The organism is Hymenobacter sp. UYP22 (genome assembly GCF_040547285.1).
Taxonomy (GTDB): domain Bacteria; phylum Bacteroidota; class Bacteroidia; order Cytophagales; family Hymenobacteraceae; genus Hymenobacter.
In genome coordinates, this window is sequence record NZ_JBEPPK010000001.1 from 135,817 (window position 1) to 151,299 (window position 15,483).

Genomic DNA, 15,483 nt, shown 5'->3' on the forward strand with positions numbered 1-15,483 from the left:
TCCCATGAAGAAGACTCTGTTGACTCTTGTAGCCGCTGCCGCCCTGCACACGGCGTCGGCCCAAAACTCGGCCGTAACCAATGCCATCTTGTACCAGAAGCAAGGCACGCTGGACAAGGCCCGCACTGAAATTGATAAAGCCATTACCAACGAAAAAACTCAGGGCAAAGCCAAAACCTGGTATACCCGGGGCGAAATCTACGAGGGCATCGTCGCCAGTCCTATTTATGGCAAGTCGTTGCCCGTAATGGAGGGCACCAAAACGGCTTTTGAGTCGTACTCTAAAGCTGTGAGCCTCGAGGGCAAGGACAGCGAATATGGCAAAATGGCTACTGCTAAGCTCGACGGCCTGTACGGGTTGGCCTTGAACGCCGGCGTGGAAAGCTACAACGGTAAGGACTACGCCAAGGCTATTGACTCGTACCGCATGGCCCAGCAAATTCGGCCTCAGGATTCCACGGCCTATCTGTATGCCGCGTATGCCTCGGAAGCCAACCAGGATTTCGGCGGAGCAAAGGAAATGTACGGTAAGCTCCAGGGCATCGGCTATAAGTCGCCGCAGATGTACGGCCGTCTGCTGCAGATTGCTCGCCAGGAAAAAGACGATGCGGCGGCTTTGAAGGTAGTGCAGGATGCGCTGGTAGCGTACCCAACCAACAAGAGCTTCATGCTGGAGGAACTGAACATGTACCTCAGCGCCGGCCGTGGCAAAGAAGCCCTCGACAAAATTGACCGGGCCATTGCTGCTGACCCCACCAACTCCAATCTGTATGCGGTAAAAGGCTCAATCCTGGATGGGGACAAGCAGCCAGTTAAGGCATTGGAAGCGTACCGGAAAGCAGTAGAAGTTGACCCAACCAATTTCGACGCGAACTTCAACCTGGGTGTTTACAGCTACAACAAAGGTGCTGATCTGTTCACGAAGGCCAGCAAGATGAGTCTGGCTGACTATAACAAGAACGGGAAGAAGTTTGAAGCCGATGGTAAGAAGTGGTTCCAGGAGTCGATTCCGTACTTCGAGAAGGCTCTGCAAGCACAGCCCAATGATCGGTCTACCATTTCTTCCTTGCAGAAGGCTTACCTGCGCGTAGGCCGCACGGCTGATTCCGAGAAAATGTCAGCCAAGTTAGACGCATCAAAGAAGTAACTCGCAACCCTACAATAGGGGAGCAACTGAATATAATAGGCCAGCACATTGTGTTGGCCTATTATACCAAATCATTACTTAACATAATATAAATTATAAGACAGAAATATCCTGTCGATCTAAGTTGCGTCATCTGCCTAAGGCTTACTGCACAGTACAGTGTTTGTATATTATACTTCCATTGTTAGCCACTGTCTGTTGGCTTTCTACCTGAATCAGCTGCTGTGAGTGCCGGCAATAAGCTGACTGGCTATATATGTAATCCTTGGCCCTACACTTTAAAAAATTAGACCACCATACTTAAGCCTAGAATACGGGCACGTCACAGACCACACCTTTTTACTTCTTTATCCTTCTTCTCCTTTGTATCTCTTCCTACCTACGCAGACCAAGTTCACAAGTAAAGTAGGCGCTAATAAATCATAATTCGAGTGGCTTGAGGAGCACCGGCCTTCGACTCGTATAAGCAGGTAGGTAGAACGTGCATTGCGAAGTATAGAAACGTTCAGCCAATTCGAAGCAGCGCAGCCTATGTGCCCTGTGTAACCGGGCCAGACAGTTGTTCGCTTGCCCTCCCCTGGCCCGGCCTTGTTAGAGGGTAAAATATATACTAGTTGTTGTGGTATAAGTGTAATTGTGTTACTTATAATGGATATCTGAAAAGTAAAAAAAAGCACAAAAAGTATAAGTAGGTTTTACTTTTATATACTTTATACTGCTATTTATTACTTAGTTTAGTTTGATTTCTCTTATATGCCGTATACTTTTACTTTATTACTTGCCACTTCTTCCTTTTAACCTATATGCCTAAGACCATAGACTATCCTCGCACCTCGTATCAGGGAGCGTGGGAAGTAGCCGAAATAGTTGATGATACTGGCGGCAAATGTGCCATTGAGACGGCTGCCCGGAAACTGAATAGAAAGGTCAGTGGATCCTTTAAAGCCATTATTGGTTCAGCCGTTAAATTCGGGTTACTCACCAGTAAGCGGGAGTTTCTAACAACCACTAACTTGTTTCGTCGCATCAAGCATGCGTACGATAAGCAAGAAGAGCTTATTTACCACCGGGAAGCCTTTTTGCATCCGCCCCTGTTCAACCAGATATGCCGCAAGTTTCGCAATCGGGAGCTTCCTGTGCATATGTTCGACGTAATGCTGATCCGGGAATTCGGAGTAGAAGAGATAAACGCCCAAACTGTCGCCAAGGCCTTTATCGATGGAGCGCGGATGGCAGGTATTATGGATGAGCGTAACGTCTTAGCCGATATTGACCTGTTAGCTGCCCAGCAGGCCCCACGCCGGGAGTTAGCCAGTGGTGAGATGCCTAGTAATCTTTTCAGAGCCGCAGGAACGTCTGCTGGCTCCGTTAGCTCGGCTGGGCGCTCTACACCTACTCCCAATGAGGACGCAGATCCACCTTCTACCCGTAGTCTATCTCCCGTCGCCAGCTTTGTACCCCCAGTGCCTACTCCTGCGCGCACCGTTGATGCTGTGTCCAGCTTATTTGGCCTGGACACGGACGATTTAGAGGAGGTTGTACCTGATTTTACAACTCCGCATACTGCCCCAGCTATACCGCAAGCAACGCACGTAGCTGCCGGTGGCCCCGAAGCGGTATTTACCACCCGTATACCCCCCGGATCTGGCAGTATATCCGCGGGCGCTCCTGATGTACCTGCTTCTTCATACCAACCGGCGGGCGCAACAGCATCCGAGGTATCAGCAACCGCCCAGGCAAGTAGTGAGCCTACTACCAGCTACTCGATTCGGATTCAGGGCCCGGGTATAGATACACAGCTGCGGGTAGACGAACTGGATGACTTGGATGTAGTGGAAGTACTGATCAAGCAGATTCGCCGACGCTTGTCTGCTTAACGCACTACTACTACCCGCCGCGGCGGTTCCCATTCCAACTTAGTTTAGGATGCCGTGGCGGGTAGTAGTGGAGTGACTTTCGAAAGGGTATTGTGTGGAGCTTCTACCATTCCTTTCGTCTCTTGATAACCGCTTCTCGGTGGTGATGACCAGCAAGCTATGTTTGCCGACGAGTGAATTCACACCCCCTACTTCCATTAGTTAGTGTCCATAATCTTTAGGCTTAATTCCATTTATTTATTATGTTAACTTATATTTAAAGTAAATCACTATAAATCAATTAGTTTTTAAATTTGCTGTGCTTTATCAAATAGGATCTATTCTGGATACATGCCAGTAGCCTGATTTTTCATTCCGGCCCAGATAAAAGCTGTCAAGGCGTTGCACTCGCACGCTTTGTTGCCAGCCAGCTGGTAGTTTAGCTGGTACCGGCGAGCCCGCCAGCACCAACACTGGCTTCTTCAGGTTTTGTAGGTCCATAAGTGAGGGATGCCAGACAGGTACGGTTCGGCCCGCGCTCCACGCCTGCTTTACGTGCAGGGTATCCAGACTGCGCCAGTCGGCTAGGCCCCGCGCCTGGGGCCAGGTACGGACATCCTGGATATGAGCTAGCCCAGGCGTATCCTTACGGGCCTCCCAGGCCGGGTATGCGGGCATCAGCAACGCCAACACGCTAGCCGTGAAGACGATTGTAGCCCCGGTCAGCACCCGCGGCTGTAGCCGGCGCACCCCCTGCCCTAACACCCACACCACCAGCCCACTGCAAATACCGACCACGCAGGCCCAACGGGTGGAGCCGATAGTAAAACCCGGGAGGCCGACCACCCCCATAATCACTGGTAACGCGGCCGCCACCAGAGCCAGTAATGCCCCCCAACTGCGAATCAGCCCCACATCTGCTTTGGCCAGGGCCGGGCGGGCAGTGCTTTCCCAGTAGCGGATGAGGCCAGCCACAAGTAACGCCAATGGTGGCATCAGGGGCAGCATATACCGCTCTTTCTTTTCCGGTACCAGGCTTAGCAGCACCAGGCCACCCACCACCCAGGCCAGGGCCAGCGCGTACGGCACAAAACGACCGGCCCGGGCCCGGGCATACGGGGCTACGAGCCCGGCCAGGGCCACCAGCGCCCAGAGCCCGGTAAAAGCGAAGAACGACCAGTAATACCAGAAGGGCTGCACATGGCGGTCGGCCCAGGAAGACATTTCGGTGCGGGCGACGTGCAAGGCCACGGGTGCTACCTTCAGCCAGATATACAGGGGCCACGCGCCGCCCACCAGAAGGGCCAGCACACCGGCTCCCAGCGTAGCGCTGCCCTGTCGGACCACGAGCCGGCGCCGTTGGGGTTGCTGCACAAGAAAAGCCAGTAGAAACGGGAGCAGAACCGCGTATAGGGGCACCGGCCCTTTACTGAGCATGGATAACCCCGCCAGCAAGCCCCCCAGCAGAATATCTACTACTCCCCGCTCCCGCTGCCACCCGCGCACCAGCAGCCACAGGCTTCCGACCATTAAGCTATTGGCAAAAATATCCCACTGCCCTTCCCGCCCCGTGGTGATGACCAGCAAGCTACTGGCCAGTACCAACGCCGCCAGCCAAGCCGTACGGCCCGGGGCCGAGGCTTCCCCCGGCTGCTGGCGCGTCAGTTCCCGGGCCAGGCCCCAGAAGAACAGCACCAGTACCAACGCCGCCACCGCCGCCGGCAACCGCAACATCCCCAGGTCGGCAGTGGGGCCGGAAAGCTGCTGCACGGCTGCTACAGCCCAGGTGGGCAGCGGCGGCTTAGCCAGGCGCAGCTCCCCGTTCATGGTGGGGATAAGCCAGGAGCCGCCGGCCACCATTTCGCGGGCCGCTACAAAGTTGCGCGACTCCATCAGACTAACGGCCGGCGCATCGCCGTGAATAAAAAAGCTAAAGCTGCTCACCAGCAGCACGGCTACGGCTTGCCCCCACCGGGACGATACGGGATGTAGTATGGACATAGCAACAAAGAAACGCGCTGGCCGACACACCGCAACTACCAGCTAGCGGGTGTGGTGCCGGGAAGTGGGGTTACGGTGTAGTGTCAGGTAGGCGCTTCTGCCGGCGCAGGGTAGCCCGCAGCTGCCGCACATTATCTACCTCATAGGCCTCGGGGCCACTGGCCACCACCCGGCCAACGGCCCGGGCCGAGCGCCCGCCAAACACCACCAGCTGCCGGCCCAGGCCGTGAATTACTGCGGCCCGCTCCGGGGTAATCCGGTCTTTGTGCAGCACGGCCACCTGCACCTGCGGGAGCTGCTGCAGCGTGGCCACGTCCGCCGCAAAATCATTGTTCATCTCGTAGCCCAGGGGTACCTGGGGCAGCAGCTGCCGCAGGTACCCCAAAGTACTGGCCCGGGTAGTCAGAATCAGCACCTTCTGCGGGGGTACCTGGTAGGCAATCAGCAGCCGGCGCAGGCACCGCGCCAGGGCCCGGCTGCGCACTTCGTCGTTGTGGTTGCAGTCGTCATCCTCGTGCAAATCCAGGTGCACATAAGGGAATACCGGTTCCTGGCGTAACCGCTGCAGCACGGTTTCCAGCGTCTGAAGCTTTTCGTGCTGCACCCAGTCGTGGGGCCAGCCACCCTGGTAGCGCAGTTGGGTTAGGGCCGCGGCCGGCGTCTGGCTTACGCAACCCTGGCCGGTCGTCATCGTTGCCAGCGAGTTATCGTGGTACAGCACCGGAATGCTGTCCTGGCTAAGCCGAACATCCACTTCTACCCCATCGGCACCCCGGTGCAGAGCCCGCTCGATACTGCGCAGGCTACTGGGCGGCAGGGAGTTGAAAAAGTGAAAAAAGCCCGAACCCGCGTGCCCAATCACCACAGGAGCAGGGCCCGCAGGCACCGGTGGCGGGCCGGCGGCTATACCCGGACCAGGGCTGCCGATGGCCAGCAGAATGGCCCCCAGCAGCCGGGCCAGGGGGCAGGTAGAAGCAAGGGGAAATCGGGGCATAGCTAGGGGGGTGGCAGCAAACAGGAAGCCGGACGGCAACAGGGGCCGGCACTTGCCCGTAACGAGCTGGCCGGGGCCTATACGCAGAATAACCGGCGGGGGGCATTTCCGGTTACCTTTGCCCCGGCCTGGTTTCAGGCCCTCTTTTCCTCTTCCCTTTTCTCCCTGCATCGTACGCATGGCATCCATTCTGGTAACGGGCTGCGCGGGCTTTATTGGCTCACACCTGGCCGAGCGCCTGCTCCTCGAGGGACACCGCGTGGTGGGCCTGGATAACTTCGACCCGTTTTACAACCGCCCCCTCAAGGAGCAAAACCTGGCTACCTGCCTGGCCCACCCCCGCTTTAGCTTCCACGAGGTTGACTTGCGCCGGGGCCTGGATGCCCTGGTGGATGCCCTGCCCGCCGACCCCATTGAGGCCGTAGTACACCTGGCCGCCAAAGCCGGCGTGGGCCCTTCCGTGCAGGACCCCATCGGCTACCTGGAAAACAACGTGCTGGGCACCACCTACCTGCTGGAGTGGATGCGGCACCGCGCTATTGGCAAGCTGTTTTTTGCCTCCTCCTCCTCCGTGTACGGCAACACCCGCCAGCAGCCCTTCCGGGAGGATATGAACCTGCTGGCCGCCTGTATCTCGCCCTACGCCGCCTCCAAGCTCAGCGGGGAACAGCTCACCTACACCTACCACCACCTGCACGGGCTGGACGTGCTCAATGCCCGGTTCTTTACCGTGTACGGCCCCCGGCAGCGGCCCGACCTGGCCATTCATAAGTTTGTGCGGCTGTTGCGGGCCGGGCAGCCCATTCCGGTGTTCGGCGACGGTAGCACGGCCCGCGACTATACCTTTGTCCGGGATACCGTGGAGGGCATCGTGCGGGGTGTGCACTACCTGCTCACGCATACCGGCGTGTACGAAACCGTAAACCTGGGCAACAGCCGGCCGGTGGCATTGCTGGACCTGATTGCCGCCGTGGGCGAGGCCGTGGGGGAAGAGCCCCAACTGGCATTTCAGCCCATGCAGGCCGGCGACGTAGACATTACCTACGCCGATATCAGCAAAGCCCGCCAGCTGCTGGGCTATTCCCCCCAGACTACCCTGGAAGCGGGCCTCACCGAATTTGTGCAGTGGCTGGACCAAACTTCCTGGCTCGAGCCGGGGGCCGTGGCCGTAGATCACAAATTTTGAGGTGGGGGTTGCACCAAACTTCTTCGAACCCCGTATGTTTGTAGGGCGGCAAACGGCCGACCATAAAATAGGGGGCTGAGCGTATCGCCCCGCCCCCTATTCGAACCTGTTACCAGTGGTGCAGCAGCGGCAGTAGCCACTCTTTTACCACAAACAGCGTCACCTGCAAAAGCAGGGACTTGTTCTCCCGAAGAAACCGCCTCACGGTTTGCTTCGGGTTCGTACGCACCTTTCTCATTGGTTGAAGAAGACAGGGTGTGTAGGCACCCACTTCTTGAAACCCCGATTGCGCCAACAGTCGGGGTTTCGCCGTATTATAGGCTACCGTGTTGGCGGGGTGTTTACCGTACGCTTGGCTCAAAGATACGCACGCATGTTGCGCCCACAACGGGCCAGATAGGAGGTATTCGCGGCTTGCACCTACCAAAAAGGGGGCGCGGTAATTATCAAGCACCGCGCCCCCTTTTTGGTACGGGTAACACCATCTCTACCCCACTGGCGCTCTGAGTTCATCTGTACCCGTGCGGCGCAATTCGCGGCGCAGCAATACAATGTTGCGGGCATACACTACCGTACCGAACACGTTACCAATAATCAGCACCGCATCGAGGCGTAGAAAGGCATACACCAGAATCAACACCGAGCCCACAAAGCTGATTACCCAGAAACTCAGGGGCAACGACGACTCGCCTTTGCGCTCGGAGTAGATCCACTGGTACACGAAGCGGAGCAGGAAAATGGTTTGCCCCACCGCGCCCAGCGCCAGCAGTCCGCCCGGAATGCGGCTGCCCAGCATGGCCTGCAGGCTGAAGTGCTGGTTACCGGCAACAAACCAGGCCAGCATGGCCACCGGAAACGCGTAGGCGCCGGCCCGGAACCAGGGGTTGAGCTTGTCCCACTCCTTCAGCAGCTGCAGGTTGCGGATGTAGATGGCGTAGCTGATCAGCTGCGCGCCCAGAATGACCGGGTCGTGGCGCAGAATGCCGTACACAATCATCAGAAAGGACGATACCAGGCTGATTTGCCAGAACAGCGTGGGCACCAGCACCCGCTTGGCCCGCTCACTCTGGATCCACTGCAGCACAATGCGGCTGGAAAACAGCAGCTGCGACACCAGCCCAATGCCCAGGGCAACCGTTTGCGACGTCATAGGGCCCGGCGCTTACTTGCCCGTGGTGGCTACCGCCCCGGCCTGCTGGCGGTGCGCTTCCCCAATTTCGTAGTTTTTCCAGCGTGAGCGAATCCAGCGGAAACCAAATGTATCGACCAAAGGTTTCCAGGCCCGGTTCCAGAGGTTATACTTGGCCGTGCCGGCAAAGCGCGGAAAGTGACGCACCGGCAGCTGCTTCACGCGCCCGCCCTGCAGCTGCACCAGCGCCCCCAGAAAGCGGTGCATGCCGTGAAACAGCGGAAGGCGGCGGGCGTGCTCGGTTTTGATGATTTTCAGCGGGCAGCCGGTATCCTGAATGCCGTCGTTGATGAGCGTGCGGCGCACCCCATTGGCAATTTTGGAGGAGAGCTTCTTGACCACCGTATCCTGGCGCTTGCTGCGGATACCGTTTACCATATCGAACTCCGGAAAAAATTCGAAAAAGGTGAGAAAATCCAGGGGCGTGGTTTGAATATCGGAGTCGATGTAGCCGATCAGGGTGGTGCGGGCGTGGTCGATGCCGGCTTTCACGGCCGTGCTCAGGCCCCGGTTCTGGCTCAGGCTAATGAACTCGTAGGCGGATTTCTGCTGGCACACCGCGCGCAGAATAGCCAGGGAGCCATCGGTCGATCCATCGTTCACGAACAGCACGGTGGTCGGCACCGGCGTCTGAGTCAGGAACTTATCCATCTCCACTACAAACTGCCCCAGGCTTTCTTCTTCGTTGTACACGGGCACAAGGACCGTCAGACTTTGGGAGGCAAGGTAGGCAGCGTGGTCGGGAGCAGACATAGAAACGGAGGGTGAATCGGGGGCGCAAGGTACGGAAGGTTTGGTAGCGAATAGGTGCGCCAGGCTGCAACCATTCATCTAGCGGCAGTATCTTACTGCCAGCTATCCGAATAGGTTCTATGCCCTACCGACTAAGCGGCCTGCTGGCCCTGCTTTCTCTACCCGCTCTCGTGGCCCAAGCCCAGACGCTTGAGCCCGAAACTCCTCCTCAAACCAGTAAACAAGCGCTTAAAATTGGGCTGCGCGTATTTGAGCAGCCCGACGTGGCACTTAGCTATGAACGGTGGCTACCGGCCCGCTGGAGTCTTAGCACCACGTTGGGCTATTTCCCCCAGCACTATACTTCCTACGGCTTGTGGTACACCAATGCGGCCGGGCAGCAGCAGCCCACGGTTGAGCAGGGAGTGAACCGGTACTACAACGTGGATGTGCAGGCCCGGTACTACTTCCGGCGGCGAACCGCTGGCCGGCCCCTGACTGGTTGGTATGCCGCCCTGGTTCTGCACGGCTCACACGTTCGCACTACCCGCGAATATGGACCCACGCCCACCACGGCGGCCTACGTAGCCTACTCCGCAGTTACCCGGCTGCAGCCTCAGCTCCAATTAGGTCGTCAATGGGGCCTCGGCTCACGGCTCGTGCTGGATACGTTTGTGGGAACGGAAATTTTGCGGCGGGCCCTTTCCCGCAACACCCAGGCCAGATATCAGCCCCTGAACCGAGGTGCCGGGCTGCAGTTGGGTTACAGGTTTTGAGCCACCGGGTAGAAGCGGAACGCGGCAGAAAAGCTCTTGAATAATCAGTTTATAGGCTATACTACATATAGCCTACACGCCGTTCTCCAGCCATCTTCCTGAAAACTCATCTTATCTTAAGCCCTTTATGCTTGTCCATTTAACAGCGGCTGTACTGCTGGCATCTCCATCATCACCGCCCGATTCACTTGTGCATCCTGCGCTTCACCATGCTCTATATCTGGGCTTACACCGAGCCGAATATGGGGGCTTGACCCACTACGCCGGCCTCACGTATGAGCGGCTGCTCACGGCGCGTCTTGGCTTGCGCCTGGGCCTGGGCGGCATCCATCGAAATACGAGTCGCTATACCGTCGTACTCAACCCCGTTAGCGGACAATACGAGTCAGTAAGGGAAAGCCGGGGCGTTTACAACAGTGCCTTGCTTACCTCTCAGCTGCGCTATTTTTTATGGCCCCTGCGACGCCCCGGAGCCGGCTTGTTCGTAGGAGCCGGCCTCCAGGCCGTTGCGGAGGAATTTCAGCAGGACAGTAACAGTCCGGGGGGATATGTCAGCAGCATTCAGGTGCACGTACCCCTCACCACTCGCATCGGCTACCAGCTGCGCAAGGGCCGCTGGCTGCTGAGCGGTAGTACCGGATTCGACTATACCCCCCGCTCAACAGCCGTTGCGGTTTCTAACCGGCCCGGCAAAGGTGGACTAGACGTTCACGTTACTACCGCTTCCGACCTGGAAATAGGATACGCCTTTTAAGCTTCCTTCTTAAGCAAAACCGCTCCAACCCGCAATCTACTCCCGCCGCACCCCGCCGGAAATGGTGGTGTGGCGCTGCTTGAGCACGTCCACCACATCCTCCATCGACAGGCCGGAGGCCGTCAGCAGCACCAGCAGGTGGTAGAGCAGGTCGGCGGCCTCGCCTTTCAGGCCCTCCACGTTGCCGCCTACCGCGTCGATGACGGTTTCCACGGCCTCCTCTCCTACTTTCTGGGCGATTTTGGGCATTCCCTTACGGAATAGAGAGGCAGTGTACGACTTGGGGTCTTCGTCGGGGTGCTGGTAACGACGCTGCACCAGGCGCTCCAGCTCCGCCACGAAGCTCACGGCCGGGGCCGGGTAGCGCGTCTGCCGGGGCTGCTCGAAGCAGCTGGTGGTACCCCGGTGGCAGGTGGGGCCGTCGGGGCGGGCCAGGATGAGCAGGGCGTCCTGGTCGCAGTCCTCGTGCTCACTCACCACGGTGAGGTAGTTGCCGGAGGTTTCGCCCTTGGTCCAGAGGCGCTGCTTGGAGCGGGAGAAGAACGTCACGCGGCCCGTCTGGCGGGTCACGCGCTGCGCTTCCTCGTTCTGGTAGCCCAGCATCAGCACCTGCCCCGTGTGGGCATCCTGCACAATCACCGGAATCAGCCCATCGGGCATTTTGGCAAAATCCATGTTTTAAGAGATGAGGTGATGAGGTGATGAGGTGATGAGGTGAAAAGCAAGGTATTAAGGGACCGGCGTTGCATAGAGAAACAACTAATTTCTGGGTTACCTCATCACCATTTACTTCCTCACTTCATCACTCAACAAGTTACAGCCGCACGGCAATGCCGTCCTGGCGCAGGTGTTCTTTCAGTTCGCGGATGCCGATTTCACCGAAGTGGAAGATGCTGGCGGCCAGGCCGGCGTCGGCATGAGCCTGCTGGAACACGTTGGTGAAGTCCTGCTTGGAGCCGGCTCCACCCGAAGCCACCACCGGAATGGTGATGGCCCGGCTCACGGCCCCGGTGATGTCCAGGGCGAAACCGTCCTTGGTGCCGTCGTTGCTCATAGAGGTCAGCAGGATTTCGCCCGCGCCCCGCTCGGCGGCTTCCCGGCACCACTGCACCGCGTCGCGGCCCGTATTGTAAGTGCCGGCCCGGGTGTAGATCTGCCAGCCGTCGGCGTCGTTATAGCGGGCATCAGCGGCCACCACGATGCACTGGGAGCCGAAGCGGGCGGCCAGCTCGTCAATCAGCTCAGGACGCGCCAAAGCGGCCGAGTTGATGCTCACTTTATCAGCACCATTCATGAGCAGAGCTTCCACGTCGGATACGGTGCCGATGCCGCCGCCTACCGTGAAGGGAATGTCCAGCTCCCGGGCCACGTCGCGCACCAGGGCTACCAGCGTAGCGCGCTTCTGGTTGGTGGCGGTAATATCGAGGAACACCAGCTCGTCGGCGCCCTCGCGGGCGTAGCGGGCGGCCAAAGCTACCGGGTCGCCGGCGTCGCGCAGGCCCTCGAAGCGCACCCCTTTCACGGTGCGTCCGTCCTTCACGTCGAGGCAGGGTATGATTCGTTTGGTTAGCATGCTTGGGTGGTTGACTAGATTAGTCTTCTGTCTGATTTGAGTTGGGCCAGTTGAGAACTGGCTTTTCACGTGGGTTCCAACCACTGAGTAGAGCCCCTAGCCTATTCAGCTCTGCTGGAATCGTCAGTATATAAAACTTACAATCACAACTATATGGGGCTTCCCGATGATTCTTGATATCCACTAGAATGGCAGATGCACCATTTGGCTGATAGCAGAATACTTCCAGCAGCATATAGTACGCCCATCTAGGGGAGTTTTCTCCTATTTGTAGCCTGACAGTGCTTTTGCCAGTCAGCGGAAAATTCTTGAGTTGCTCTCCAAAGTCTTTGAACTGGTCATCGTATCCATAGAAGTCGAGGGCAGCTGCTGAATCACCGTTAGATAAGGCAATTTCATAATGCAGAAAGCCGTCACCATCATCCAGACTTAGCACATTTACCTTAAGAAGCTGCTCCATAACAGTATTACACCCTACAACCAAGGCTGCAGCTGCTCCAGGGTGATGGTGCCTTCGTAGATGGCTTTGCCGATGATGGCCCCGTGCATGCCCACGGCGGCCAGGGCCTCCACGTCGGCAATGGTGGTTACGCCGCCGCTGGCAATAAGGCGGGCGGCGGGCAGCTGCTCACGCAGCTCGGTGTAGGTAGTCAGCGACGGGCCCTGGAGCTTGCCGTCCTTGCTCACGTCGGTGCAGATGAAGGTGGTCGCTCCGCTGGCCAGGTAGCCCTCCACAAACTCCCGCAGGGTCCGCTCGCTTTGCTCGGCCCAGGCGTTGATGGAAATGTGGTTGTCGCGGTAGTCAGCCCCAATGATGATGCGGTCGGCCCCGAAGGCACGGAGCCAGCCGTTCACAGTTTCGGGCTCGCGCACGGCAATACTGCCGGCCGTAATCTGCCGGGCTCCGGCGTCGAAAGCCTGGCGCACGGCGTCCTCACTCTGCAGCCCGCCCCCGAAGTCGATATGCAGGCTGGTGTGGCGGGCAATGCGCTCAAGCACGGGCAGGTTCACGGGGCGCTTGGCGCGGGCCCCGTCGAGGTCCACCAGGTGCAGGCGCTTCACGCCGGCGGCTTCGAAGCGTTGGGCCACGGCCAGCGGATCGGCGTCGTAGGTGGTCTGCTGGGCAAAGTCGCCCTCCGTCAGGCGCACGCACTGGCCGTTGATGAGGTCAATAGCAGGAATGATTTCCATGTTGGATGTAGGGCTTAGTGCTGATAGCGGATCAAAAGAACGGTTATGCTGAGCTTGGCGAAGCATCTCTACCGAGGGGGTAATCAAGTACTACCACAACGAAGCGGTAGAGATGCTTCGCCAAGCTCAGCATGACCGTTCTTTTATCACGGACTTACAGCTTGAGAAAGTTTTCCAGGATGCGGGTGCCGACGGGGCCGCTCTTTTCGGTGTGGAACTGCACGGCGTAGAAGTTCTCGTGCTGCACGGCGGCGCTGAACGGCGCGGGGTACGCGGCCTCGGCAATGGTGTACCCGCCCACCGGGGCGTAGTAGCTGTGCACGAAGTACACGTAGTCCTCGGCGCTGAGGCCCTCGAATAGCGGACCACGCAACACCTGCAGGTTATTCCAGCCCATGTGCGGTACTTTGTACTCCGGCGCGGCCGGGAACCGCACCACGTCGAAGGGCAGAATTCCGAGCAGCTCAGTGCCCCCGCCTTCCTGGGTATGGCGGCCCAGCAGCTGCATGCCCAGGCAGATGCCCAGGAACGGTTGTGTAAGCGTGGGCAGCAGCTCGTGCAGCCCCTGGGCCCGCAGCTCCCGCATGGCGGAGGCAGCTTCGCCTTCGCCCGGGAACAGCACCTTGTCGGCGCGGCGAATCACGTCGTGGTCGGCCGTGAGCGTAGCCTGCACGCCCAGCCGTTCCAGCGCAAACAGCACCGACTGTACGTTGCCGCCTTTGTAATCAATAATGGCTATTTCCATTTGAGAATGTGAGAAGTCAACGGGCGTCTATTCTTTTGTTTAAACAAATGTGTAAAGGTATTTGGGTTGATAATCTGCCATTCTGAATGGAGCGAAGGCCCTTTTATGCCAGCACGAACCGGTGCAATGTAACACGGCCTTTCGCTTCATTCAGGATGGCAATTATGCACGCAAATCACGCCTGAGCAACCCTTTATCCATTTGTTTAAACAAATGGATAAACTACAAAATGCCTTTCGTGCTGGGGATTTCCATGCGGCCGGCGTCGCGCACCAGGGCCATTTTGATGGACTTGGCTACGGCCTTGAATATGGCTTCGATCTTGTGGTGCTCGTTCTGGCCCTCGGCTTTGATGTTGAGGTTGCAGCGGGCGGCGTCGGAGAAGCTCTTGAAGAAATGGTAAAACATTTCACAGGGCATATCCCCTACTTTCTCGCGCTTGAACTCGGCATCCCACACAATCCAGGGGCGGCCCGAGAAGTCGATGGCGGCCTGGGCCAGCACGTCGTCCATGGGTAGCAAGAAACCGTAGCGGGCCAGGCCGCGCTTGTCGCCGAGAGCCTGGGTGAAGGCTTCGCCCAGGGCAATGGCCGTGTCCTCGATGGTGTGGTGCTCGTCGATGTGCAGGTCGCCCTGCACCGTGATTTTCATATCCACGCCCGAGTGCTTACTGAGCTGGTCGAGCATGTGGTCGAAGAAGCCCAGGCCGGTGTGCATCTCGGGGCGGCCGTTGCCGTCGAGGTTCAGTTCAATGCGGATTTTGGTTTCGTTCGTGTCGCGTTGTACCACGGCGGTGCGGGCGGGCAGCCGCAGAAACTGGTATATTTTTTCCCAACTCATGGTGGTCAGCGCGGCGCGGTCGTCGCCCTCCCCTTCCGGCTTCAGCAGGATGGACTGGCAGCCCAGGTTCTGGGCCAGCTCCACGTCGGTCAGCCGGTCGCCGATGACGAAGGAATTTTTGAGGTCGTAGCCGCTGCCCTCGCCCAGGTACTGGGTGAGCATGCCGGTGCCGGGCTTGCGGGTAGGCAGGTTCTCGTGGGGGAAGCTCCGGTCGATGTGCTCACGCACGAACTCCACTCCTTCCGAGCGCAGCACGTCGAGCATCATAGTGTGCGCCGGCCAGAAGGTATCCTCCGGGAAGCTCTCGGTGCCGAGCCCATCCTGGTTGCTCACCAGCACCAGCTCGTAATCCAGTTCGCGGGCAATGCGGGCTAGACCGGTGATGGCACCGGGCACAAACTGAAATTTTTCCCGCGTCAGCGCGTCCACCTGGAAATCCGTCGGCGGCTCGATGAGGATGGTGCCGTCCCGGTCAATGAAGAGTACTTTTTTCATGAAT

General features: G+C 58.2%; 15 protein-coding genes. 5 read left to right on the forward strand and 10 right to left on the reverse strand.

Translation table 11 applies throughout. The features are described from left to right. The first annotated feature begins 4 nt into the window (after nt 1-4). Both ABIB60_RS00665 and ABIB60_RS00670 read left to right on the forward strand, forming a co-directional pair. Nucleotides 5-1,147, forward strand: coding sequence for a tetratricopeptide repeat protein (locus tag ABIB60_RS00665; RefSeq protein WP_354577009.1), 1,143 nt, complete (start codon nt 5-7; stop codon nt 1,145-1,147). A gap of 803 nt (nt 1,148-1,950) precedes the next feature. Beyond that, nucleotides 1,951-3,024: a hypothetical protein gene (locus ABIB60_RS00670; RefSeq protein WP_354577010.1), complete on the forward strand. Its 1,074-nt coding sequence runs from the start codon at nt 1,951-1,953 to the stop codon at nt 3,022-3,024. Between the two features lie 306 nt (nt 3,025-3,330). Here the strand turns inward: ABIB60_RS00670 and ABIB60_RS00675 are convergent, their stop codons facing one another. Together ABIB60_RS00675 and ABIB60_RS00680 are read right to left on the reverse strand one after the other, a co-directional pair. Continuing rightward, the gene (locus tag ABIB60_RS00675; RefSeq protein WP_354577011.1) at nt 3,331-5,004 is read right to left on the reverse strand and encodes an ArnT family glycosyltransferase; all 1,674 of its coding nucleotides are present in this window, start codon (nt 5,002-5,004) and stop codon (nt 3,331-3,333) included. A gap of 70 nt (nt 5,005-5,074) precedes the next feature. Beyond that, entirely contained in the window at nt 5,075-5,998 is a 924-nt protein-coding gene (locus ABIB60_RS00680) for a glycerophosphodiester phosphodiesterase (protein WP_354577012.1), read from the reverse strand. Between the two features lie 178 nt (nt 5,999-6,176). Between ABIB60_RS00680 and ABIB60_RS00685 the strand changes: the two genes are divergently transcribed. Then, nucleotides 6,177-7,184, forward strand: coding sequence for a GDP-mannose 4,6-dehydratase (locus ABIB60_RS00685; protein ID WP_354577013.1), 1,008 nt, complete (start codon nt 6,177-6,179; stop codon nt 7,182-7,184). Between the two features lie 487 nt (nt 7,185-7,671). Here the strand turns inward: ABIB60_RS00685 and ABIB60_RS00690 are convergent, their stop codons facing one another. After that, complete coding sequence (locus ABIB60_RS00690) at nt 7,672-8,334, reverse strand: lipid-A-disaccharide synthase N-terminal domain-containing protein (RefSeq protein WP_354577014.1); 663 nt, start codon at nt 8,332-8,334, stop codon at nt 7,672-7,674. Nucleotides 8,335-8,346: 12 nt separating this feature from the next. Next, nucleotides 8,347-9,126 carry a glycosyltransferase gene (locus tag ABIB60_RS00695; RefSeq protein WP_354577015.1) on the reverse strand — a complete coding sequence of 260 codons (780 nt, stop codon included), beginning with the start codon at nt 9,124-9,126 and terminating at the stop codon, nt 8,347-8,349. A 119-nt stretch (nt 9,127-9,245) separates the two neighbouring features. Here ABIB60_RS00695 and ABIB60_RS00700 point away from each other — a divergent pair, with 119 nt between their 5' ends. Both ABIB60_RS00700 and ABIB60_RS00705 read left to right on the forward strand, forming a co-directional pair. Beyond that, entirely contained in the window at nt 9,246-9,881 is a 636-nt protein-coding gene (locus ABIB60_RS00700; protein ID WP_354577016.1) for a hypothetical protein, read from the forward strand. A gap of 190 nt (nt 9,882-10,071) precedes the next feature. Then, on the forward strand, nt 10,072-10,635 hold the full coding sequence (locus ABIB60_RS00705; RefSeq protein WP_354577017.1) for a hypothetical protein: 564 nt from the start codon (nt 10,072-10,074) through the stop codon (nt 10,633-10,635). Between the two features lie 36 nt (nt 10,636-10,671). Here the strand turns inward: ABIB60_RS00705 and hisIE are convergent, their stop codons facing one another. From hisIE to hisB, 6 genes are all read right to left on the reverse strand, one after another. Further along, the gene (gene hisIE / locus ABIB60_RS00710; RefSeq protein ID WP_354577018.1) at nt 10,672-11,310 is read right to left on the reverse strand and encodes a bifunctional phosphoribosyl-AMP cyclohydrolase/phosphoribosyl-ATP diphosphatase HisIE; all 639 of its coding nucleotides are present in this window, start codon (nt 11,308-11,310) and stop codon (nt 10,672-10,674) included. Between the two features lie 139 nt (nt 11,311-11,449). Further along, on the reverse strand, nt 11,450-12,208 hold the full coding sequence (gene hisF / locus ABIB60_RS00715; RefSeq protein ID WP_354577019.1) for an imidazole glycerol phosphate synthase subunit HisF: 759 nt from the start codon (nt 12,206-12,208) through the stop codon (nt 11,450-11,452). 19 nt (nt 12,209-12,227) lie between these two features. Further along, nucleotides 12,228-12,668: a hypothetical protein gene (locus ABIB60_RS00720; protein WP_354577020.1), complete on the reverse strand. Its 441-nt coding sequence runs from the start codon at nt 12,666-12,668 to the stop codon at nt 12,228-12,230. A gap of 14 nt (nt 12,669-12,682) precedes the next feature. After that, nucleotides 12,683-13,399 carry a 1-(5-phosphoribosyl)-5-[(5-phosphoribosylamino)methylideneamino]imidazole-4-carboxamide isomerase gene (gene hisA / locus ABIB60_RS00725; RefSeq protein WP_354577021.1) on the reverse strand — a complete coding sequence of 239 codons (717 nt, stop codon included), beginning with the start codon at nt 13,397-13,399 and terminating at the stop codon, nt 12,683-12,685. 154 nt (nt 13,400-13,553) lie between these two features. After that, nucleotides 13,554-14,144 (reverse strand): imidazole glycerol phosphate synthase subunit HisH, encoded by a 591-nt coding sequence (gene hisH, locus ABIB60_RS00730; protein ID WP_354577022.1) that lies wholly within the window; start codon nt 14,142-14,144, stop codon nt 13,554-13,556. A 222-nt stretch (nt 14,145-14,366) separates the two neighbouring features. Further along, nucleotides 14,367-15,479 carry a bifunctional histidinol-phosphatase/imidazoleglycerol-phosphate dehydratase HisB gene (gene hisB / locus ABIB60_RS00735; protein WP_354577024.1) on the reverse strand — a complete coding sequence of 371 codons (1,113 nt, stop codon included), beginning with the start codon at nt 15,477-15,479 and terminating at the stop codon, nt 14,367-14,369. Between the last annotated feature and the right edge of the window lie 4 nt (nt 15,480-15,483).